A 23760-nucleotide genomic window follows, 5' to 3' on the forward strand; every position below is an offset into this window, starting at 1 on the left:
CACTGTTTGAAAACCGACGCTCACCCCAGCCTCCCTCATTCCCGCACTTGTTGCGGGAATCCAGGCCCATCCCAAGTCCTTGGGATGAAAAGCCCCTTTCCGCCGCGCAGACGCGCGTCGACTGGATTCCTGTAACGAGTACAGGAATGAGGAGTGGGGGGCTGGGCCGCCGAGGCCAGACAGAGAGCGTAACGGGATAATAAAACGGCGCAGCACCGCCCATCATCCCTTCGTGGGAGAGGAAGCGATTTCAACATCTTGAAGCAAAGCCCAACTGCTGGAAATGCGGGTGAGGCCTGAAACTCTCGTTTACTGAAACTCGAAAATCTGCCGGAAAACGCCAGGTGCAATCAGCGACAGCGGATTGACCGTCAGCCGTGGCGTGTCGGAACGGCCAGACAATTTGAAGGTGATGCCCAACAGACCACGGTCGCGGCCATTGCCCAGAATGACACCTATGAAGGGCAGTTCACCGAACAGCCGGTTGAGGCCATAGGCAGGCATGAACGTGCCGGTCATGTCCATATTGCCATTGGCGTCCTTCAACGTGCCCTGGAAGGTCGCGCCCACCTGCTCGCCACGCACAACGCCATTTTCGACATTCAGCGCGCCACCGCCATAAATGACGCGCGCAAAACCACGCTGGAACTTTTCCGAGCTGACATCGATGTCCCGCCGCACCGCCTTGTTGAGGCTGCGTCCGTCCTGACCAACCGGTGTGGCAACAATGTCCTGCAGCTTCTGCTCGTTCGACACAGAGAAGTTGCGCATATCGACAGAGCCGAACCAGTCATCACCATTGACGGTGTTGAACACGATGTTCAGCAGGCCGCCATTGATGCGGGTATAGATATTGGCGAAACGGATAATCGCACCGGCATCGCTGCTGGTCAGGTTGATGGTCTGGCGTCCGCCACCGGCACTAGTCTGCGCGACAATTGCCTGACGGCTGTCGGTAACACCGTCCATTTGCAGGGAGTTGAGTTTACCGTTGCGCAGGAAGACGTTGGATGTGACGTTGGACAGGGCTTCATTGTTGAACCCGATCACCCGGTCGAACCGCGCATTGATCTTTATGTCGCCAGCACCGTCGTCAGAACCGGATTTTTCTGAACTGCGAATACGCGCAATCAGCGGCCGGATATCAACCGACTTGCCCGAGGCCGTCACCACATAATCACGTTTGGCGGCCTTGATCTGCACGGCATAGTCATCAGACGCCGACAGTTTCATATGCGAGAAGTCAGCGGAAACCAGCCCGCCCTGCGCCAGATCGAGATTGCCCTTGGCACCAAAACCATCGCCCTTCAACTCAAAGTCGCGGATCGACACCCGCCCCTGATCCGACTGCATATGGAAGGTCGCGTCCGCCTTGACGCCCGGACCCTTGCTCCAGCCAATACCGGGAACGGTCAGCGACGACTTGGTCAGATCAAGCCGGATGGTCTGGTCGGTTTCACCCTTGCCATCCAATTGCATCGTTATCGGTCCGCTGACGACGCTGCCAAGCCCCGGCGCAAATTTGGCAATCTGGTCATTGCCAATCACCGCCTTCAACGAAAATTCACGGGCAATCTTGCTGCTGTCCCTCAGGGGTTCGATCAGGTTGATGTCCATCGCCACATCATCGACCTTGCCGTTGCCCTGCAGGCGCAGAACATTGTTGTCGATGTTCAGCGCACCGTTCAGATCGGCCACCTGACGGTTGGCAAAGGGTTTTGCCAACGACACATTGTCCAGCGTCAGGCTGGCCGCCCATGCCGGATGCGGCGGATTCTGGCTGCTAAGCAGACCGAAGGTTGCGTTGACCTGCGCCTTCACATTGCCCCTGAAATCCTCGGGTTTAAAGGTCGTATCCTTCAAGGCATTGATCGGTTTGAAATTGGCCATTTCCGCGATCGTATCGGCACTGCCGGACACGAACAGGTCAAGATCAGCCATAAGCGGTTTGGCATAGGTCGACGGTATGGTGAAACGGCCGCTTTCCACCGCCAGCGAACGGTTGGACGGGAAGTAGGACGTTGCCTTGGCAACCGTGACATCAACCTTCTCGCCCTTGAGATTGAAATGCGCCACCGCATCACGCAGCGGCGGAATATCACCTGTTATGTTGAGCCGGGTATTTTCGATATCGAACTGGATCTGGATTTCGTCGTCATGCAGTTCCAGCGGGCAACCGATGCCGCACATTCTGCCCTGCGGGATAAACACCGCAATCGAACCATTGGTAACGGTGCCACCAAAAATATTGCCAACCACCCACGGGCGCACCTTGCGCGCCATCCAGAACGGCCACAGCTGCTTGACTGCGGTTGCCTCCATCTTGGGAATCTGTCCGCCAAAGCTGATTTCCGGCGACCCCTGCTCGGCAAAGCGGATTTTCAGCGATCCGGCCATATCACCCAGTGGCCCCGCCACATAAAGCGACGGCACATTCAGCTCTTTCGTCGCCTTGAGATATTGGCCATTTGCAGTCAGCCCGAAGGGCACAGGCGCTTCGCCAGACATAGCGGCCGCCGCAATACCGTCGGTAACAGAAAGCGCCAGATCAAAACCCTGCTGCGCCTGATCGTCTGGCGTATCCTTGATACTGCCTTCAAACGGAACGACGGTACGCTCCAGCTCCAGCCGCGACTTTGCAATTTCGATTTCGCGTTTCTCAAAATCATACTGTGCGGTCATGCGGCCGGTGGAAACCAGCTGTTCTTCACCGCCAATATAAAGGCTGCCATTACCGACACCCAACATCACGCTCAAAAGCGGTGCCACCTCGGGGCTCTGGCGTTTTGCGATAATGCGAACACCGGCCTTGAGGTCGGCCCCCTCATGCATGAAACCTTCCGGATCGCGCCGGATGGTCAGCGGATTGAGATCAAGCCCGTCCAGATTGGCTTCAAACGCCGTTATCATGCCGCCCGCACTCTCAATCGACAAAGAGAAGGCGGCAAGTTCACCATTGAAGGCCAATTCACCGTCCAGATTATAGCCGCCCTGTGGATTGCGGGTCATCGCCATCTGTCGAACGTCAAACAACAGCGGTTTTCCCCCGTCCTTTTTCGGAATGGTGATCGAGATACCGTCAATGCTGATGCGGTCGGTGCCTGCCCGCTCAAAATTGGACAACATGCCATCCAGCGAACCAAATGCCGTTTCCAGCACCTCAGGAATGGCATCCACCCGCCAGGTCGAGATATCAATCGGTTTGCCGGCTGGTAGCGACGCGACGTCCAGCGACAGCGACGAGGCATCGATGCTCTCAAGCGAAATCTGGCCGGTCAGCAACGCCATCGGGTTTAACGCCATACGAATGACGGCGGCGCGGCTGAGGTGTTTCTGGCCTTGCGTATCGACAATATCGACGTCACGCGCCTCAAGCGCCAACCGGAACCCTTTGACAAAACGAATGGCGGTAGAACCGATGCGCGCCTCGTAACGCGGGTCAATCGCCCGCTTCAGCGCCATTTCAGCCTGCGAGGACAAGATGCCGTCGACCGAGCCGGTTTCAATGGCGGCGACAACGCCGCCCAAGAACAGAAACACCACAACAAAAATGCCGGTGACAAATTTCAGGCAGACGCGACTGACGGACCGTGGCGGCGGGCAATGCACGATAAGGGGCTCTTCCGCTTTCGCAGAAGGCAGATCGTGCAGCGGAATAATATCCTGCTTGCGAAATTTTACTTTTTCGCCGCGAATCTCAGCCATTCGTCCGCGCTCGTCTCCTGAAACATCGTGTCCAGGCACTGGACGGTTTTCGTTGCAGTCTATAACGGTTGATAGGAATAATCCTCAACACCAAGGCGAAACATAAGGTTAAGCTCATGGCAGATTTGCTCGTCGGCGACAAGGCACCCGATTTCACGCTTTCTAAAAACGGGGCCGGAACCGTTACTTTATCGGCTCTTTCGGGAAAAAATGTGGCCCTGTACTTTTATCCCAAAGACGACACATCCGGCTGCACGGTCGAAGCGATCGATTTCAGCGCCCTTGCGGCGCAGTTTGAGGCCGCCAATACCGTGGTTATCGGCATCTCGCCTGATTCGGTCAAAAGCCACGACAAATTTGCCGCCAAACACGCGCTGACCGTGATGCTGGCCTCCGATGAGGACAAAGCCACGCTTGAAGCCTATGGCGTGTGGAAGGAAAAAAGCATGTACGGCAAAAAGTACATGGGCGTGGAAAGAACCACATTCCTGATCGGGCCTGACGGCAAGATTACCCACGTCTGGAACAAGGTGAAAGTGGCTGGCCACGCCCAGCAAGTGCTTGAAGCAGCACAGGGCCTGAACGCCTAAAAGGTCCTTCAAATAAGCATTTCTGCCGGTGTTTACCCCATAAATACCGGCAGCATCAAAACTTCATTAACCATAACAAAATACCATCCTTCAGCATAACGAAACCGCTGAGGACGTGAATTTGGCTCATCCCGCAGAGCACCGTACATTCGGCAAGCAAAAAAAGCAGCACGTGCTGATCCTTGCCAGTGGCGACCATGTGCGCCACCTGACCATCCGCCCGTGGATGGCAGCAATGACGCTGTGTTTCGTCTGCGTTCTCGGCATCGGTTATCTCGCTGCCACCGCCTATCTGATTTTCCGCGATGACCTGATTGGCGCAACCATTGCCCATCAGGCCCGTATGCAACACGACTATGAAGACCGCATCTCTGCACTGCGCGCCCAGATCGACCGCGTCACATCACGCCAGTTGCTGGACCAGCAAGTTGTTGAACAGAAAGTAGAAAAGCTTTTCGAGCAGCAGGCCGCCCTCACCTCGCGCCACGGCCGCCTTGGCGGATTGCTGGAGCGCGCCGAAGAATCCGGCCTCAGCACGGAAGAACCATCTACAACACCAGGCAAACAGGCCAGCCTGTCTGGCGGCGTAAACGCCATTGAAAACCTTCTCGGCACATCGAAAAAGGCAGCAACGCCTGCAGCAGTGGCAGCCCTTGGTTATGCCCCTGTTGGCGAAAACTCGTCGGACCGAGCCGACCGGGTATTTTCCAAGGTCACGCTGTCGCTCAAGACAATCGAACAGGACCAGCTGCACCGAATCACCCAACTGACCCGTGGCGCCGACAAGAAGACCGAAGAAATGGCGGCGATCATGACGCGCACCGGCATAAAGATCGATGACCTCAAGCCATCCGGCATCGGTGGTCCCTTCGTCGAACCGCAGGACGCTAATGGCAGCATCTTCGAAAACTCGATGAATGATCTTGATGTGGCACTCAATCGGCTTGAGATCATGCGCAGTACTGCAGGTGAGCTGCCGTTTGGCAACCCTGCCCCGGGCCGCAACATCACCAGCCGCTTTGGCAACCGCATGGACCCGTTTCTTGGTCGCCCGGCCCTGCATGCAGGCATTGATTTTCAGGCAGAGACCGGTGCAAACGTGCGGTCGACCGGCGCTGGCACCGTGACGGTTGCCGCCAATTCCGGCGGTTACGGCAACATGGTCGAGGTCGACCACGGACAGGGCATCACCACACGCTACGGACATATGTCAGCCATCCTCGTCAAGGTTGGCGACACTATTGAAGCTGGCGACATTGTTGGCCGCGCAGGCAGCACTGGTCGCTCCACCGGCCCGCACGTACATTACGAAGTCCGTCGCAACGACAGCCCGGTCGACCCGATGCGTTTCCTGAGCGCGGGCGTGAAGTTGCAATCCTACCTGAACTAACTATTGCGCTGGCTATGCTGGCGGTTTCCCGGCAAAATCTCTCCGCATGGTGACAGGCTGAAAAACGCCGTCAACGCGCCAAAAGCGGTGCTTGCAAATTGTTTTTCACAAATACAGTTGCGAAGCGTTAACATATGTGACCTTCAGTCCCGCCAATTGTGGCGAATTCCTTGACTTTCAGCCAATTTCGGCCTATGCCGCGCCCAATCGCCGTTAACGTTCCGGCGATGTGACGCAGCGTTCTGCCAATTCGAATGGAAACAATTTTCCTTTGACAACATTTTCTGATCTGGGCCTGAGCCCAAAAGTCCTCTCCGCCGTTACGGATGCCGGTTATACAATACCGACGCCGATTCAGGCTGGCGCAATTCCTCCGGCGCTTGAGCGCCGCGATATCTGTGGCATTGCGCAGACAGGAACAGGAAAGACAGCGTCTTTCGTGCTACCTATGTTGACACTGCTTGAAAAGGGCCGCGCCCGTGCAAGAATGCCGCGCACGCTCATTCTTGAGCCGACACGCGAACTGGCAGCACAGGTTGCCGAAAACTTTGAAAAATACGGCAAGAATCACAAGCTCAACATTGCGCTTCTGATTGGTGGCGTTTCCTTTGAAGAGCAGGACCGCAAGCTGGAGCGCGGCGCAGACGTATTGATCTGCACCCCCGGCCGTCTGCTCGACCACTGTGAACGCGGCAAGCTGCTGATGACCGGCGTTGAAATTCTGGTTATCGACGAAGCCGACCGCATGCTGGACATGGGCTTTATCCCTGATATCGAACGCATCGCCAAGATGATCCCGTTCACACGCCAGACACTGTTCTTCTCGGCCACCATGCCGGCAGAAATCCAGAAGCTGGCCGACCGCTTCCTGCAGAACCCGGTTCGCATCGAAGTGGCAAAGCCCTCTTCGACCGCCACGACGGTGACGCAGCGTATCGTTGCGGCCAACGCCAAGGATTACGAGAAGCGCGCTGTGCTGCGCGATCTGATCAAGAGCGAAGAAGACGACCTGAAGAACGCGATCATTTTCTGCAACCGCAAAAAAGACGTTGCAGATCTGTTCCGTTCGCTGGATCGTCATGGTTTTTCCGTTGGTGCCCTGCACGGCGACATGGACCAGCGTTCGCGCACCAATATGCTGGCCAGCTTCAAGGAAGGCAATCTCAAGCTGCTCGTCGCATCCGACGTTGCTGCGCGTGGTCTCGACATTCCTGATGTGAGCCACGTTTTCAATTTCGACCTGCCGATCCATTCTGAAGATTACGTACACCGTATCGGCAGAACCGGCCGCGCCGGTCGTTCCGGCAAGGCATTCAGCCTTGTGACAGCAAAAGACACCAAGTTCCTCGATGCCATCGAGAAGATGACCGGTCAAAAACTCGAATGGATGAGCGGTGACCTGACTGCTTTGCCCGAGCCGATGGAAAGCTACGACAATGACCGCCAGAAGCGCGGCCGTGGTGGCAAGGACCGTGATCGCAGCAAGAGCCGCGAGAAACCCCGCCGTCCGAGCGAAGCAGCACCAGCCGAACAACCGGCAGCAGTCGTTGTTACAACACCAGAACCTACGGGAGAGACAAGGGTGAAATCCGAACAGAGAACTGACAGGGCACCCCGTCATTTTGACCGTCAGAATAATGGCGACAACGCCAATAATGACAACCGCGACCGCCGCCGCCACTATCGTGACAATGATGATGGCCCGACACCTGTCGGTTTCGGCGACGACATTCCCGCCTTCATGCTGATTGTGGCCAACGCCAAGGCCTGATTGGTCGCAATATCCCTTCGGCCTCAGGGCTGATTGGAAAACATGTAAGTGAGAATGGCATGAACGGTCTTCCCGGCATTAATTTTCCCGGCGTCGGCTGTGGGCTTGTTATAAGACGTGACGGCAAGGTTTTACTTTGCCGTCGCATGAAAGCACCGGAATCCGGCCACTGGAGCATTCCCGGTGGCAAGGTGGATCACCTCGAACCGGCCTTTGAAGCGGCACGGCGAGAAGCCAACGAAGAAACCGGCCTGCAAATCGGCGAAGTTTCCTTCCTCTGCGTGACCGAACAGATCATTCCCGACGAAAAACAGCACTGGGTCGCGTTTATCTACGTGACCGATGACGCCTCTGGTGATGCCATACTGACGGAACCGGACAAGCTGTCTGAAATCGGCTGGTTTGATCTTGACAACCTGCCGCAACCCATGTCGGTCTTTGCCGCCCAGGCCTTCGCGCATCTGCGTTGAGGTTTACTGCCTTGCAGGCCGTCGTACATCTGCATTGACGTTTATCGCCTGGCAGGGTCATTTGCCGCGAAAGTCACCTCAACCACCCTCTTCCCTGTGCCCGTCACAGGGATCCAGCATACGCGCGTCTGCGCGTCAAAAGACATCTTCCAGCCCCAAGACTGGGGCTGACTGGATGCCTGTGACGAGCATGAGGGATGAGGGATGAGGGATGAGGGATGAGAGTGCTGCACGCCACAACAACATCTCCAACGTCATCCTCGCCCTTGTGGCGAGGATCTAACCACGCCAACCGCATTCATTAGATACTTGGGACAAGTCCAAGTATGACGGCGGGTTAGGGTGAGGCACAACAGAACCCCTCACCTGAAAAATCTATGACTTAGCGTTGCTAAGACCATGATTTTTCTTCCTCTCCCACGAGGGTAGAGGTAAGGCGCAAGTTACGCTCTTCCATTTCACCAGCAGTGCTCGAGGTGTGTTGCAATTGGCGCTGACTTGCTGAAAGGGCGTGGCCCCACCGATCTCTTCCCTTGTGGGAGAGAAAGCGATTTCAACATCTCAAGGCGTAAAGCCCTTAAGTGTTAGAAATCGCAAGTGAGGGGTTGTTTCACCGGTTATTGTTTGACTTCGACACCAACTACGACCTCCCTCTTCCCTGTGCCTGTCACAGGGATCCAGTCATCCCCAGTCTTGGGGATGGAAAAGACCCTTCCCGCCGCGCGGACGCGCGTCGACTGGATGCCTGTGACAAGCACAAGGCATGAGGAAAACATGTTGGGCCTGCTGGAGCCAAATGATCGGCGTCCATAGCCAGACTGTGAGCGTTGGTAAATAGCGGGTGGGCGCAGCGTAAGCTCAGCAATCCCAAACCGACGCCTCCAAAAAATCAGAAAAACAAAAAACGCCGCCCGGCATATCTGTCGGGCGGCGTTTAAATGTCATATCTGTCTGTGAAAATCAGACCAGACGGCTACGCTCCAGCGCCGCTTCAACGAAGCTGGCAAACAGCGGATGTGGATCGAGCGGGCGGCTCTTCAGTTCCGGATGGTACTGAACGCCGATGAACCAAGGATGGTCAGGATATTCAACCGTTTCCGGCAGAACACCGTCAGGCGACATGCCCGAGAATACCAGACCGCATTTCTCCAGACGTTCCTTGTAGTCCACGTTCACTTCGTAACGGTGGCGGTGACGCTCGGAGATATCGGTAGAACCGTAGATATCGGCAATCTTGGTGTCTTTTTTCAGCGCGGCCTTGTATGCGCCAAGACGCATCGTGCCACCAAGGTCACCCTTGGATGAACGCTTCTCAAGTTCGTTGCCCTTGACCCATTCGGTCATCAGGCCAACAACCGGCTCCTTGGTCGGGCCAAACTCGGTTGAGGATGCGTTTTCGATGCCAGCCAGGTGACGTGCAGCTTCCACAACCGCCATCTGCATACCAAAGCAGATGCCGAAGTAAGGAACGTTACGCTCACGCGCAAACTGTGCCGCCCGGATCTTGCCTTCCGAACCACGCTCGCCAAAACCGCCTGGAACCAGGATAGCATTGACCTTTTCCAGGTACGGCGCCGGGTCTTCCTTTTCGAAGACTTCGGATTCGATCCATTCCAGCTTGACCTTGACCCGGTTGGCAATGCCACCGTGATGCAGCGCTTCGATCAGGGACTTATAGGCATCCTTGAGGCCAGTATACTTGCCGACGATTGCAATCGTAACCTCGCCTTCTGGCGTCTTGATACGGTTGCAAACCTCTTCCCACTGCTCAAGGCGTGGCTTTGGTGCAGGCTCGATGCCAAAGGCAGCCAGCACTTCATTGTCGAGACCTTCCTTGTGGTAGGCCATCGGCACGTCATAGATGTTTGCCACATCCAGCGCCTGAATAACGGCAGATTCGCGCACGTTGCAGAACAGGGAAAGCTTGCGACGTTCCGCTTCCGGAATTTCGCGGTCTGCACGCACCAGCAGAATGTCAGGATGAATACCGAGCGCCTGCAACTCCTTGACGGAGTGCTGGGTTGGCTTGGTCTTCAACTCGCCTGCTGCCGGAATATACGGCATCAATGTCAGGTGAACGTAAATGGCAGTGCCACGTGGCAAGTCGTTACCAAGCTGACGAATGGCTTCCATGAACGGCATGGCTTCGATGTCGCCCACCGTGCCGCCAATCTCACAGATGACGAAATCATATTCGTCATTGCCTTCGATCACGAAGTTCTTGATTTCATTGGTAACGTGCGGAATGACCTGCACTGTCGCGCCGAGGTAGTCACCACGACGTTCCTTATCGATGATATTTTTATAAATGCGACCCGTGGTGATGTTGTCGGTCTTGGTGGCAGAACGTCCGGTAAAACGTTCATAGTGACCAAGATCAAGATCGGTCTCTGCGCCGTCGTCCGTCACAAACACTTCACCGTGCTGTGTCGGGCTCATGGTGCCGGGATCGACATTGAGATAGGGGTCGAGTTTACGAAGCCGCACCCGATATCCACGGGATTGCAACAATGCTCCGAGTGCTGCGGCTGCAATGCCCTTACCAAGGGAAGAGACCACGCCGCCTGTGATGAATACATATCGCGCCATGGGATTCACCGGATACCTTCATTTTATTGATTCCGCCAGCCCAAATTTTTCGAACCCCGAAATCACACGTGGAAAACGAGGCAACCGGCCGGAATATGGACAAAAGAAAACCGGCAGGTTTTGGCCTGCCGGAGTGTTATGCGCTGACCGGGATTATTGACCGGTCGGAACTGCTGTCGGGTCGGCAGGTGCCGCAGGCGCTGGTGTTGATTGCGCTGGAGCTGCTGCCCCTTCAGAGCTGTTAGGAACGCCGTTACCAGCTGGTGCAGGTGCGGCAGGTGTGGTTGCCGGGCCGAGCGTATCGAGAATGCCGTTGCCCTGACCCTGCGTTGCAGGAATACGATCGAGAATGTCGGTCGGACGCGCTTCATAACGGGTCAACAGGCCAAGGCCCAGAGACGTCAGGAAGAACAACGCAGCAAGAATGCCGGTTGTGCGCGTCAAGGCATTGGCCGTACCGCGGGCCGACATAAAGCCGGAACCGCCGCCAATACCAAGGCCGCCGCCTTCTGAACGCTGAATCAGCACCACGCCAACAAGCGCCAGCACGATCATGAGATGGATGACAATCAAAACGGTCTGCATGGTAATCCAGTCTTGCCCTTAACGGACACAGTCAAAAACATGTTGGCCGCTCTTTACATGAGCTAGGCGCGTATTCCAAGCCCCCAACACACGTTAAAGAACATCAGGCGGTCAATTGCTCATAAGCAGCGTAGATGGAGAGGAAGTCATCGGCTTTCAAGCTTGCACCACCAATCAATGCGCCATCGACGTTTTCAACGCCCATCAGCTGCAATGCATTGGAGGGTTTTACCGAACCGCCATAGAGAATACGAACGCGTTTTCCTTCGTCACCAAAGCGCGCCACAAGCTCGTTACGCATGAAGGCATGGGCATCACGCACATCATCCACAGTTGGCGTCAGGCCGGTACCGATGGCCCAGACAGGCTCATAGGCAATAACCGTGTTTTGTGCATTGGCATCGTCAGGAACAGAGCCGGACAGCTGGCGCTTCAAGATATCGAGCGTCTGGCCGCCCTTGCGCTCATCTGCGGTTTCACCGATGCAGACAATGGCCACCAGCTCGGCTGCATAGGCGGCCTGCGCCTTGGCGCGGACCAGATGGTCGGTTTCCGCGTGGTCGATGCGACGCTCGGAATGGCCAACGATGACATGCGTGCCAAAGCAATCGGCAATCATCTCGGCAGAGATATCGCCGGTATGGGCACCCGATTCCTTTTCATGGCAATCCTGCGCGCCAATCAGCAGCGGGCTGTCGTCGCAAAGAGCTGTCGCAACGTAAAGTAACGTTGAGGGAGGGCAAATCAGTGTTTCCACTTTTTCAGAAAGCGGACCTTTAACGCCCTGCGCCATCGCTTTGATCTGATCCAGCGAAGAACGAGTTCCATTCATTTTCCAGTTTCCCGCAACAAGCGGGCGAACATCAGGGGTCATAAGATTTCCATTCCTGCTCTTGTACGCCCTCAAGCAAAAATAGAGGGCAACCAAACGTCACATACGAACCAATTCAGGGGTGTAAAGCGCATGAAATCCAGTACCGCCTCCCCCTCATCTCTCCCATTAGCTGTATCGGGAAACAATTGGTACAGGAAATAAGAAATTTGGTTCAAAACATTGGTTAAAATTGCCTCTGGCGCGTTCAAATTAATGTCAAAAACGCCCTGCGGCGATTTATTGCACCAAAATCCAGTTTAGAATTGCCCGCCAGTCGCTCATGCGCACCGGTGTTCCATGCGAACCCGTCTGGAACATGGTGAAACGAACCGGTTGTCCGGCTTTCAGCAATTGCCGGTAGATCGACACCTGGTCGCCGGATTTATAGACACTGTCATTGGCGCCGTGCGTAAACCAGATCGGCAATTTTGCCTTGGCCGCAGCGCTGGTCGGCAGTTCTGGATCAGGCGCCCCACCCAACAGTGCCATGCCCTGCAGATTGGCCACCGCCTGCGCGTCACGGCTGATGCCATAACAAATGAAGCTGCCCATCGAGGCGCAGGAAAGAATAACCGGACGACCACCAGATTGCTGGCGCGCATGGGAAATCAGCGCCGCCACATCGGCCACGCCCTGCGCGTCAAAGCTTTTGACACTGGGGGCGTAATAGGTGCCGCCATTGTCCAGCGCCAGGTTCTTCAGCCGGTTGAAGTTGCCGCCAAAACTGTAATCATTCATGCCAAGCCTGCGATCACCGCCACGACCGTGAATGAAGATCACCGTAAAGGTCTGGCCGGATGCCTGTCCGGTGCGTCCCACCTCGATGGTGCGGCCGTCAGCCTGCACCGTTTCCAGCGCCTGCGCCTTTCTGGCAATCGGCGTGACATAGCTGCGCTTGACGCGTCGTTCGGGGATTTCATCGCGCTCGTTGATGTCGCGTAATTCCTGGTAATCGATCGTTTCGTAACGACCGCCATCGGCCTGTTCCAGCACGCTTTGGCGCGAAAACAGGTTGTCCTTATAGGGTTTCAGCGGACCATCAGAGCCTTGCGCCGAGGAGGTTGAAGCCCCAAATACCGTGACAAGAAACACGAAAAATGCGAAATGAACTGTGGACATGCAGCGAAAACCATTTTGATTGACAGCCACTCCCTTGCCATTGACGGTAAGGCAGCGCAATCCTCATCCGGAAAAACCCTGATAAATTGCGCGGAATCGCGCTCGATTGGCATTTGTGGCAAAATCGCGCTGATTCGGATGGCCATAAGATGGCGCACGACAACGATTAGGCAACATGGATAACGGTAACGATCTATTCTCAAGTATCCCGGTGGTGACAGAGCCATCCGATACCGGCACTACAGTCAATGAAACGCCTGCACCTGCTGCTAACACCAACAGCAAGCCGTCAGCGGTGTCCGTTGCACCTCCGGCATCGTCATCCGGCGATGACTATGGTGCATCGTCGATCCGTGTTCTGGAAGGGCTTGAACCGGTCCGCATGCGTCCGGGCATGTATATTGGCGGCACCGACGAAAAGGCGCTGCACCACCTGTTTGCCGAAGTCATCGACAACTCGATGGACGAAGCGGTTGCAGGACATGCAAACTTCATTGAAGTGCATCTGGATACGCAGGGCAACCTGACTGTCAGCGACAACGGTCGTGGTATCCCGGTGGAAAACCACCCGCAGGTGCCGGGCAAGTCGACGCTTGAAGTCATCATGACCAAGCTGCACGCCGGTGGTAAATTTGACGGCAAGGCCTATGAGACATCGGGCGGTCTGCACGGCGTGGGTGTTTCCGTTGTCAACGCACTGTCCGACCTGCTTGAGGTCGAGGTTGCCCGTAACCGTAAACTGTACCGCCAGCGTTTTTCTCGCGGTGTGCCACAGGGCCCGCTGGAAGAGCTGGGCGATGTGCACAACCGTCGCGGCACGCGCGTCAAGTTCCACCCCGACCCGCAGATCTTTGGTGATCACGCCAGGTTTGATCCGGCTCGCATTTTCCGCATGGCCCGCTCGAAAGCCTATCTGTTTGGCGGCGTGGAAATTCGCTGGAGCTGCGATCCCGGCGTGGTACAGGCCGGTGGCGAGATCCCGGAAAAGGCTGTTTTCCACTTCCCCGGCGGTCTGAAGGATTATCTGTCCGCAACGCTTGGCAAGGACTTCACCGTTACGCGCGAAATCTTCTCCGGCAAGACGGAAAAGACCGGCGGCCACGGCGCCATGGAATGGGCAGTCACCTGGTATGGTGGCGATACACAGATCCATTCCTATTGTAACACCATTCCGACGCCTGAGGGCGGCACGCACGAAGCCGGTCTTCGTATTGCGCTGACCAAGGGTCTGAAAGCCTATGCCGAACTGACGCAGAACAAGCGTGCAGCGCAGATCACCACCGATGACGTGATGATCTCGGCCGTCGGCATGTTGTCGGTGTTCATTCGCGAACCGGAATTTGTCGGCCAGACCAAGGACAAGCTGGCAACCGTCGAAGCGCAGCGTATCGTTGAAAACGCTCTGCGTGACCCGTTTGACCATTATCTCGCTGGCAACCCCAACGAAGCAGCAAAACTGCTCGACTGGGTGATCGAGCGTGCGGAAGAACGCCTGCGTCGCCGTAAGGAAAAGGAAGTCAACCGCAAGACGGCCGTGCGCAAGCTGCGCCTGCCGGGCAAGCTGGCAGACTGCTCGCAAAACACAGCCGAAGGCGCTGAACTGTTTATCGTGGAAGGTGATTCGGCTGGCGGTTCCGCCAAGCAAGCCCGTAACCGCGCCAATCAGGCCATTCTGCCGCTGCGTGGTAAAATCCTCAACGTCGGTAGCGCCAGCCGTGAAAAGCTGTCTGCCAACCAGCAGATTGCCGATCTCATTCAGGCGCTCGGCTGTGGCACACGCACCAAATATCGTGATGAAGACCTGCGTTACGAACGTATTGTCATCATGACCGATGCCGACGTCGACGGCGCGCATATCGCATCGCTGCTGATTACCTTCTTCTATCAGGAAATGCCGGAACTGATCCGTGGCAATCACCTGTATCTGGCTGTGCCACCGCTTTACAAAATCACGCAGGGTTCAAAATCGGCCTATGCGCGTGATGATGCCCACCGTACCGAACTGATGGAAACAGAGTTCAAGGGCCGTGGCAAAGTGGAAATCAGCCGCTTTAAAGGTCTTGGTGAAATGCTGCCCGCGCAGCTGAAGGAAACCACCATGGATCCGTCCAAGCGTACCCTGCTGCGCGTCGTCATCGATGACGTCGACTTCGAAGGCACCAGAGAGGCCGTTGATAACCTGATGGGAACCAAGGCTGACGCCCGCTTCCGCTTCATTCAGGAACGCGCCGCTTTCGCCGAAAACCTCGACATCTAAGTCATATGCCCCGAAGCGCCACCGCTTCGGGGTAACAGCCGCTGCGGCTTACTTCGTTTTTTCTGTAAAAAACCATCCGCCACACCTTTTTTTCGGGTGCGTATTGCTGCGCTTGCGCGAGTGCTATCTTCAAGGCTCCCTCTTTCCGGTGCTTGTCACAGGAATCCAGGCCAGCCCAAGTCTTTGGGCTGAAGAGACTCTTTCGTCGCGCAGACGAAGGAAACCTTAGACTGAAACACCGTGGTAAAAGCTCTTTTTAAAGCTCCTCACACTCCACGCGCCATGTTGGGGCAGAACCCCAAAACTGTAATAATCAGCAGAAAAAAGCCCGATAAAACTACCGGGCTTTTGTCATTAACGTCGTGTCATCGTCCCGACTTTACGCGCCAGCCAGACCGAACTGTGCCGCATGCAAACGGCTGTAAGGGCCTTTTGCCTCGATCAGCTGTTCGTGGTTACCGGTTTCGGCAATGCCGGTTTCATCCACCACCACGATGCGCGAGGCATCACGGATGGTTGCCAGGCGGTGGGCGATAACCAGTGTGGTGCGGCCCTTGGAAAGCTCGGCCAGCGATTGCTGGATGGCCCGTTCGGTTTCCGTATCCAGCGCCGATGTCGCTTCGTCCAGAATAAGGATGGACGGGTTTTTCAGGAACATGCGGGCAATCGCCAGACGCTGCTTCTGGCCACCGGACAGTTTCACACCGCGCTCACCAATCACCGTATCCAGTCCGTTCGGCATGGCGGCGATGACGGTGTCGAGTTTGGCACGCGCCGCCGCACTCTTGATCTCGGCCTGGGTCGCACCAAGGCGTCCGTAAGCGATGTTTTCACGCACCGTACCGCCAAACAGGAAGACATCCTGCTGCACGATACCGATCTGGCTGCGCAGCGACGAAAGTTTCATCTTTCTGATGTCGATGCCATCGATCGAGATCGAACCTGACGTTACGTCATAAAAACGCGGCAGCAGCGAGCAAAGCGTTGTTTTACCGGCACCGGAGGGACCAACAAAAGCAACGGTTTCCCCGGCCTTGATATCAAGATTGATGCCGCGAAGAATGTCACGCTTGTCGCTGTAGCTGAAACCGACATTGCTGTAGGAAATATTGCCACGCAGCGCCGGTGCATCAATGGCGTCAGGTGCATCTTCAATATCAGGCGCAGTTTCCATCAGTTCCAGGAAACGACGGAAACCGGCAATGCCCTTGGGATAGGTCTCAATCACCGAATTGATCTTTTCAACCGGACGGAAGAACACGCCAACCAGCAGCAGGAAGCCAACGAAACCACCATTGGTCAGGTCGCCCTTCAGCACGAACCAGGCGCCAGCAATCATGACGATCATCTGCGTCAGACGCATGCTCATGTAGCTGAGCGACGTGCTGGCCGCCATGATGCGATAAGCATTCAGCTTGGTGGTGCGGTAGTTCTGGTTATCGGTCTCGAACAGCTTGCGCTCGTGGTCCTCATTGGCAAAAGCCTGCACAACGCGCATGCCGCCGACATTTTCCTCGATGCGGGCATTGAAGTCGCCCACCCGGCCGTAAAGTGCGCGGAAGTTCTGCGTCATGCGGCCACCGTAACGGCTGGTCACCCAGGCGGTCACTGGCACCACAGCGGCAGTGATCAGCGCCAGATGCACGTTAACCGACATCATCAGCAACAAGGCACCGATAAATGTCATGATGGCAATGAACAGGTCTTCAGGGCCGTGATGGGCCACTTCACCAATCTCTTCCAGATCCTTGGTCAGGCGGCCAACAAGGTGGCCGGTCTTCTGATTGTCGAAAAAGCGGAAGGACAGTTTCTGCAAATGGTCAAAGGCCAGCCGGCGCATATCGGTTTCGATATTGATGCCAAGCATATGTCCCCAATAGGTGACGATTGCCATCAGGCCTGTATTGACCACGTAAACCGCCAGCAATCCGATCGACGCCAGCAAAATAACCGGCCAGTCACCCTGCGGCAAAAGAATGTCCACGAACGCTTTAACGGCCATGGGAAAGCCGAGTTCCAGCACGCCGGATAACACGGCGCAGGAAAAGTCGATTATGAACAAACCCCGGTAAGGGCGATAATAGGAAAAGAACCGCTTCAGCATCTCATCTACTTCCGGTAGTCGCCGCAATCACATCGCAGCATGCGAAAAGTGATGGGTAATTGTCATATTTATATATTTGAGCCAAGGGTGTTGCGTTATTTTTACCAAAATCCTTCACTATATTAAGTGAGGACAATAAAAACGATGGAATGACCCTTTAAGGTTTGCACAAAACAACGTCGCCGTGTGACACTGAAGGGAAACATTTCGAAATGCGAAAGAGACATTCGTTGTGAGCAGCGCAGACACCCATAGACCACAGAGCGAGCAGAAATGGCTCGGCCCTGTCACGCCGTCCCGTATGGCGCTCATACCTTCCATATCCGCTGCTCGCTGGCTTCTGATTCTGATTGTCGCTGCTGGTATCTACTTCTTTCACGGCTTTTTAGTGCCGGTGCTGGCCGCACTGGTCATCGGCTTTGCAAGCTGGCCGCTGTACAGAAAGCTGCTGAAGAATGTCGGCGGCAACACAACCGTTGGCGCTACCATCGCCATCATACTCATCATCACCTTCCTGATCGTGCCAATCGTCATTGCCGCGTCCTATACGGCCAGTGAAATTCGCGAATGGTTTGGCTGGGCGGTTGAGGCAAACCGGTATGGCGCACCGGTACCGGCATGGATTTCCGGCATGCCGGGTGTTGGCGTATGGCTGACAGAACAATGGACAAAATATATCGGCACGCCAGGTGCGATCGGTGAGGTTATTCAACTGGTCAGTGGCGCAAACATCGGCAACATCTACCGCGCCGTTCTGGCCGCCGGCAACGGCGCTTTCCACCTTATCCTTACGCTGCTGTTTCTGCTGATTGCGCTGTTCTTCGTCTATCGCAACGGCGCTTCCTTCTCCAAACAGGTGGACCTGCTCGGCGAGCGTATTCTGCCAACCCGCTGGGAGCGGATTTCGCGCGTTGTACCGGCCACCATCAGCTCGACTGTGACAGGCATGACGCTGATCGCTATCGGTGAAGGTATCATTCTCGGCATCGCCTACTGGATTGCCGGTGTACCGTCGCCTGTCACGCTCGGTGTGCTGACCGGCGTCATGGCGCTTATTCCTGGTGGCGCACCGCTGTCCTTTACGCTGGTGTCGATCTATCTGGTGGCCAGCGGTTCGGTCGCAGCCGGTGTTGGCCTGTTCGTCTGGGGTTCGGTGGAACTGTTCATTGTTGACAAGACCATTCGTCCGCGTCTCGTCGGTGGCCCGATCAAGCTGCCATTCCTGCCAACCTTCTTCGGCCTGGTTGGCGGCGTGAAAACCATGGGTTTCCTTGGCCTGTTCATCGGTCCGGTGCTGATGGCGCTTTTGGTTGCCATCTGGCGTGAATGGGTGCGTGAGGTGGAACTGTCATCCACTCCGGCAGAGACCGTGGACATATCCGCATCGACTGACGGCACCCAGGCACCACCGCCGCCACTTCGAAAAGCGGCCTCTTAAACGACCCAAAAGAAAACCCGCTAAACCTGGTTTAGCGGGTTTTGTCATTCAGAGGGTCTTTTGCATGAAAAGGCTGAGCGGGTCAGGCTGGTAAGGCGCAAAGGCCGGCACAACCTCAAAGCCCGCCTTGCGGTAAAGACCAATCGCTGCTGGCTGGCTGATACCGGTTTCCAGACGAATGGCCCGCAGGCCAAGGTCACGACCGAGCGTTTCAATAGCGTCCATCAGCTTCTGCCCGATTTTCAGGCCGCGAGCATTGGGGTCGACAAACATCCGTTTGATCTCTGCAAAACCGTCACACTGCGACACCAGCGCACAGCAGCCGACAATCTGCCCCTCCTTGCGCGCCACCAGAAACGAAACCTCCGGCTTCATCAGGGTGGTGACATCAAGCAGGTGATTGCTTTCCGCCGGATAAAGCGACGCCATATAGGCGTCCGACTTTTCCAGCAGCGTGATGATATCCGGTTGATCGGCCTGTTCCAGCTGAATTGAGATCGTCATAAAATTATGCCACGTCTGTTTTGTGAGAATTCATCTGCCCTATTGTAACTGCAATTGGCGTGCAATTCCCAAAATGCAGTTTCTACGGTGCGACTTCATCATTCAAGGCAGCCAGAGATATGAAAACAGCCTTTGTCCTCATGACCATTCTTGGCTGCGACGACAGCGCCGTCGATTGCCATCACGTGGCGACCTTGCAGCAGCAATGGACCAGTATCGAACTGTGTGATGCCGCTTCCGAAAAGGAACTGGGCAATTACGCCAATGCGCCCTACCCGGTTGTCGTTGCCGTGTGCCAGACACCGGATGCCCAGACAGCCAGCGCCCCTACAAGCGAGCCAAAGGCCACAGATCCCGCAATGACGGCAGAAGCGCATGTCGAGGCTGACGGACAGGCACCGATGACGGCTGAACACGAACAGTCCCTGACCGCGCAGGCCATTACCCGCGTCAGACGTATTCTTCCATCAACGGAAGGCGTCAAAAACCTGTTTGTCAAACCGGTGAGAATTGTCGAGGACAGTTATTCCTGGATGGCGAAACGCTTTACGAAGTAAGGCGTTTCACCAGAAGGCCTGGATCAGGCAGCGTCAATCATCAGGCCGCTGGCATAAGAGCGCGCTCTCTGGCGCTGCTCATTCATCTGCAGCTTTTCCAGCATATCGAGAAGTTCATCGACGACGGCCGGCAATCCGTGACGGGCACGGAACTTGGCAACCAGATTGCCGCAAATATCTTCCAGCGCCACGCCGGAAATCGATTGCGCCGCATCACGCCACAACAGCGTTGCATCCACAAACACGGCACAGATGTCTTTCGACAACCCGGCAGAATGGAACAGCACCTGCACCGCGGGCACGCGACCGGTTGCCAGAATGGAGCGTACGCGCTTTTCATCCAACTGTGACAGATTGGACATGGCTTCGCTGAAGAAGCTCAGGCGACCGGCACATAGCGCGTAAATCAGCAATGCCGGGTTCAACTCACCGCTTTTGCGCAGATGGTCGACAAAGGCAGGCATATCGGCCTGTGGCACCGAAGCCAGGATTTCAACGGTTGCGGTATCACCGGCATCACGAATGACGTAATCGATGCGCGAGCGATCGACAAATGCATTGACCAGATCAGAACAGGCAAGCGCACTGCCGACATGGTTCAACAGCGCATGGCGGGCGTCAGCCGGCAGGTCATCACGCTCCAGAAGCAGGTTGCGAATTTCGGCCTGCTCGCCAAAACGCTCGACAATACGGCGCAGTGAAATGCGCGAGATATCAATCAGTTCGTTTTCCAGCAGAATGAACAGTTCGCCGAGATCGGCGACTTCCGCCAGCGCGGCGCACACGCCACGGCTCAGATAAGGACGTGCTGCAATAAAGGAACGGGTTGCCACATCACCACGGCCGACCAGATCAACAAGATCCATGTCGCGCAGAACCGGCGAGCGCATGATGACAGTGCCGGAAATCTCCGGCTGGTCTTCGGCCAGCGCGACAACAATGGCGCGTGGCGCAACGGGAGAATCACAAATGGCTTCCGCAAGCGAAAGACGCACGCGTGGCGACGGATCATCCAGCAGATAGGTCAACGCCATATAGGCGGCCTCATGCTGTTCCTTGTTCATGCCTTCGACGAGATAGGCGCGACCAAGAGCATTGGCTGCACTAGCTCTATCTGCAACTTTTGCCGTCTCAGACCAGCGAAGGAATGCCTTAACGATCACAGCAGCCTCTTGAATACATCACCACATTTCAGGCCGAACAGGAGAAGCGTACGAAAAACGGTCCCGCCTCATCTCTGCCCGTTCATGTACCCTAGGAGCAAATGGTTTACGTTTGGTTCACCATGCTTGTTAACGGCTGCAAAACCATAAGATTCTGCGCAAGAAAACAAAAACGCCGGCAATGCGGTAAAGCATCCCGGCGTCCTGATTTCATGGAAGGCATCGAGCGCAACAGACTAAATCCCCAAGGGTTTCAGCGCATTGCGAACATCCTATGGTCTTTGCAGCTCGAAAACATCCGAACCGCCATCACAATAATCCATATAACCCATGCGGCCGATTGGCCGGGCAAGGCCCATGTCGAGACGACCATCCCGGATGATCGAATCGTCAATATGAATGGCAACCACCTGCCCAAACACCATCCAGCTATCCGCCGCCTCACCATCAAGACCAACCGGCTGCAGGATTTGCGTGACACGGCACTCCAGCGCCGCATGGGCTTCAGCAACAAAAGGCGCTTCCACCACACGACCCATTTCAGAAGTCAGGCCTGCAAGCTGGAACTCATCGACGCCGTAGTCGACCGCACGCGAGGAAAGATTGGTTTTTTCCACCAGATCTCGGCTGACGAGACTTGCGGTAAACACACCCGTTTCCTCGGCATTGCGCAGGCTGTGCTTGCGACCGCTGGACGAGAACATCACGATTTTGGGATTGTCAGAGACAACATTAAAAAAGGAATAGGGAGACAGGTTGAAAGACCCGTCATTACCCTTGGTACCAATCCAGCCAATCGGCCGTGGTGCGACAATTGCCTTGAACGGATCATGTCGCAGGCCGTGGGCATTCGCTGCTGTCTCGTAGAACATACCCTTAGCCCACCCAGGTCACTACATCTGATACGTTGGGGCGCGGACGTTCAACCGGCGGGAATGTCGTGGAGCCAATATGGATAAAGCCCGCGACCTTTTCGCTGGCATCAATGCCGAGTGCTGGCCATGCCTTGGCGTCAAATGCCATCCATTCGGTCAACCAGTTGGCCGCATAACCATGGGCATTGGCCGCCATGATCAGGTTAAGGCACACCGCACCAGCCGACATGATCTGCTCCCATTCCGGGATTTTCACATGCGGACCGGCGGTGCTGATAACAGCAACAACAACCGGGGCGCGGGTAAAGCGTGTCAGTTCCACCTGCTTCTGTTCGTCGCTCATCTCCGGCTTGTCAGCCAGCGCCAGCTCCAGCATCTCACGTCCCAGTTTCTCACGCTGCTCGCCGCGGTAAACGATAAAACGCCAAGGGGCCAGCTTGCCATGGTCGGGCACACGCACCGAAAGGCGCAAGATTTCTTCAATCTCAGCCTTTTCCGGGCCAGGTTCTGAAAGCTGGAAAGCGGGAACTGAGCGACGGACATTGAGATAATCCAGAAGCGTGATGTCACTTTTCATGATAACGGTCTTCCATTGCTGTGGCATGTAAGGGTATGGGTCTTGAAATAGCCATGACCTTCGGTTTCAAGTGGTCCCCGGAAATACAGAAGTCAATTGGTAACAATCATGAAAGCCATCAAATTTGCGGCAAGTCTGGCAATCGCGGTCGGCGCAATTGTTATGCCGTCTCATGCCGTTTTTGCCAATGATGCGTTCCAGGGTTTCAAGCAGCTTGGCGGCACCGCCAAAATGCCAAAGCTCAATGCCTTCACGCCGCCATCGGCCAGCGAACCGGCACAAACCGCGTCTGATGTCATTCTCGAGGCAAAGCTGACGGGTGATGGTGAGGCCATGCAACAGGGTCTTGCCTGGCGCGTGTTTAGCCCTATTCCCGGTGAAGATGGCAAGCTGCCGATGCTGGCCAGTTCTGAAGGCGGCACTGCCACCTTCCACCTGTTGCCCGGTGACTATTTCATCAATGTTACCTTTGGCCGCGCTGGCGTCACAAAGAAGCTGGTTGTCCCGATGTCCGGCAAGGTCGACAAGCAGGTTCTCATTCTGGATGCGGGCGGCTTCGTGCTCAATGCAACGGCTGGAACAGACCGCAAGATCCCCGGAAACCTGCTGAAATTTTCGGTCTACTCATCCGATGTCAGTGACGATGGCGAGCGCAAGCTGGTCATGAACGATGTCAAGCCAAACACCATCATCCGCCTAAATGCGGGCACCTATCATGTCGTGTCGGAATATGGCGGCATCAACGCCGTTGTCCGTGCCGATATTCAGGTTGAAGCCGGCAAACTGACCGAAGCCACCTTGCAGCACCACGCAGCACAGGCAACACTGAAACTGGTGTCTGAAAAAGGCGGCGAAGCCATTGCCGATACCGCATGGTCGGTTCTGACCAGCGGCGGTGATATCGTCAGCGAAAGCGTCAGCGCCTTTTCCACCATGGTGCTGGCTGAAGGCGAGTATACCGCCATCGCCCGCAACAAGGACAAGGTCTACCAGAGCAATTTCACCGTTGAGGCAAGCCACGATACCGACGTGGAAGTGCTGATGAAGGAGCCTGAAAACACCGACGACGGCAGCGGCGACTTCTGATCCTGACGTGACGTCAAGTCTCCCGTGGCATCACCGCGCAGAGACATCATCAAAATCAGACACTAACAGCAGATATGAAAACGGCGCCTTTCGGCGCCGTTTCTGT

The 23760-nt window shown here is 55.8% G+C and carries 18 protein-coding genes; 8 read left to right on the top strand and 10 right to left on the bottom strand.

The genetic code is table 11. The features are described from left to right. Window positions 1-309: 309 nt before the first annotated feature. Window positions 310-3705: a YhdP family protein gene (locus tag ACZ5FM_RS08855; RefSeq protein WP_464040387.1), complete on the bottom strand. Its 3396-nt coding sequence runs from the start codon at window positions 3703-3705 to the stop codon at window positions 310-312. 116 nt (window positions 3706-3821) lie between these two features. On the opposite strand from ACZ5FM_RS08855, the gene bcp reads away from it, so the two are divergent. The 4 genes from bcp to ACZ5FM_RS08875 all read left to right on the top strand — a co-directional run bounded on the left by bcp (window position 3822) and on the right by ACZ5FM_RS08875 (window position 7926). Then, entirely contained in the window at window positions 3822-4295 is a 474-nt protein-coding gene (gene bcp / locus ACZ5FM_RS08860) for a thioredoxin-dependent thiol peroxidase (RefSeq protein WP_250981647.1), read from the top strand. A gap of 121 nt (window positions 4296-4416) precedes the next feature. Beyond that, a complete protein-coding gene (locus tag ACZ5FM_RS08865) occupies window positions 4417-5685 on the top strand; it encodes a peptidoglycan DD-metalloendopeptidase family protein (RefSeq protein ID WP_464040388.1) in 1269 nt (422 codons plus the stop codon). A 271-nt stretch (window positions 5686-5956) separates the two neighbouring features. Continuing rightward, window positions 5957-7456: a DEAD/DEAH box helicase gene (locus ACZ5FM_RS08870; protein WP_250981649.1), complete on the top strand. Its 1500-nt coding sequence runs from the start codon at window positions 5957-5959 to the stop codon at window positions 7454-7456. A 59-nt stretch (window positions 7457-7515) separates the two neighbouring features. Next, complete coding sequence (locus ACZ5FM_RS08875; protein ID WP_464040389.1) at window positions 7516-7926, top strand: NUDIX hydrolase; 411 nt, start codon at window positions 7516-7518, stop codon at window positions 7924-7926. Between the two features lie 960 nt (window positions 7927-8886). Here ACZ5FM_RS08875 and ACZ5FM_RS08880 read toward each other — a convergent pair. From ACZ5FM_RS08880 to ACZ5FM_RS08895, 4 genes are all read right to left on the bottom strand, one after another. Further along, a complete protein-coding gene (locus tag ACZ5FM_RS08880; RefSeq protein WP_464040390.1) occupies window positions 8887-10524 on the bottom strand; it encodes a CTP synthase in 1638 nt (545 codons plus the stop codon). A gap of 144 nt (window positions 10525-10668) precedes the next feature. Continuing rightward, entirely contained in the window at window positions 10669-11100 is a 432-nt protein-coding gene (gene secG / locus ACZ5FM_RS08885) for a preprotein translocase subunit SecG (protein ID WP_192488795.1), read from the bottom strand. A 103-nt stretch (window positions 11101-11203) separates the two neighbouring features. Continuing rightward, a complete protein-coding gene (tpiA, locus tag ACZ5FM_RS08890) occupies window positions 11204-11974 on the bottom strand; it encodes a triose-phosphate isomerase (RefSeq protein ID WP_192488794.1) in 771 nt (256 codons plus the stop codon). A gap of 237 nt (window positions 11975-12211) precedes the next feature. Further along, complete coding sequence (locus ACZ5FM_RS08895; protein ID WP_464040391.1) at window positions 12212-13093, bottom strand: alpha/beta hydrolase; 882 nt, start codon at window positions 13091-13093, stop codon at window positions 12212-12214. A 175-nt stretch (window positions 13094-13268) separates the two neighbouring features. On the opposite strand from ACZ5FM_RS08895, the gene parE reads away from it, so the two are divergent. Continuing rightward, the gene (gene parE, locus ACZ5FM_RS08900; RefSeq protein WP_259146077.1) at window positions 13269-15350 is read left to right on the top strand and encodes a DNA topoisomerase IV subunit B; all 2082 of its coding nucleotides are present in this window, start codon (window positions 13269-13271) and stop codon (window positions 15348-15350) included. A gap of 379 nt (window positions 15351-15729) precedes the next feature. On the opposite strand, the gene ACZ5FM_RS08905 is transcribed toward parE, so the two are convergent. Further along, entirely contained in the window at window positions 15730-17454 is a 1725-nt protein-coding gene (locus tag ACZ5FM_RS08905; protein WP_464040392.1) for an ABC transporter ATP-binding protein, read from the bottom strand. A gap of 232 nt (window positions 17455-17686) precedes the next feature. Between ACZ5FM_RS08905 and ACZ5FM_RS08910 the strand changes: the two genes are divergently transcribed. Further along, window positions 17687-18892 carry an AI-2E family transporter gene (locus ACZ5FM_RS08910; protein WP_250981658.1) on the top strand — a complete coding sequence of 402 codons (1206 nt, stop codon included), beginning with the start codon at window positions 17687-17689 and terminating at the stop codon, window positions 18890-18892. Between the two features lie 48 nt (window positions 18893-18940). On the opposite strand, the gene ACZ5FM_RS08915 is transcribed toward ACZ5FM_RS08910, so the two are convergent. After that, complete coding sequence (locus ACZ5FM_RS08915; protein WP_464040393.1) at window positions 18941-19396, bottom strand: GNAT family N-acetyltransferase; 456 nt, start codon at window positions 19394-19396, stop codon at window positions 18941-18943. A gap of 119 nt (window positions 19397-19515) precedes the next feature. On the opposite strand from ACZ5FM_RS08915, the gene ACZ5FM_RS08920 reads away from it, so the two are divergent. Further along, the gene (locus ACZ5FM_RS08920; RefSeq protein WP_464040394.1) at window positions 19516-19953 is read left to right on the top strand and encodes a hypothetical protein; all 438 of its coding nucleotides are present in this window, start codon (window positions 19516-19518) and stop codon (window positions 19951-19953) included. Between the two features lie 23 nt (window positions 19954-19976). On the opposite strand, the gene ACZ5FM_RS08925 is transcribed toward ACZ5FM_RS08920, so the two are convergent. From ACZ5FM_RS08925 to ACZ5FM_RS08935, 3 genes are all read right to left on the bottom strand, one after another. Next, entirely contained in the window at window positions 19977-21116 is a 1140-nt protein-coding gene (locus tag ACZ5FM_RS08925) for a DUF2336 domain-containing protein (protein ID WP_464040395.1), read from the bottom strand. 272 nt (window positions 21117-21388) lie between these two features. Continuing rightward, window positions 21389-21988, bottom strand: coding sequence for a flavin reductase family protein (locus ACZ5FM_RS08930; protein ID WP_464040396.1), 600 nt, complete (start codon window positions 21986-21988; stop codon window positions 21389-21391). A 4-nt stretch (window positions 21989-21992) separates the two neighbouring features. Continuing rightward, window positions 21993-22568, bottom strand: coding sequence for a nitroreductase family protein (locus ACZ5FM_RS08935; protein ID WP_464040397.1), 576 nt, complete (start codon window positions 22566-22568; stop codon window positions 21993-21995). Window positions 22569-22676: 108 nt separating this feature from the next. On the opposite strand from ACZ5FM_RS08935, the gene ACZ5FM_RS08940 reads away from it, so the two are divergent. After that, entirely contained in the window at window positions 22677-23654 is a 978-nt protein-coding gene (locus tag ACZ5FM_RS08940; RefSeq protein WP_192488786.1) for a hypothetical protein, read from the top strand. Window positions 23655-23760 lie beyond the last annotated feature (106 nt).

The organism is Agrobacterium sp. 5Ca50 (assembly GCF_055381905.1).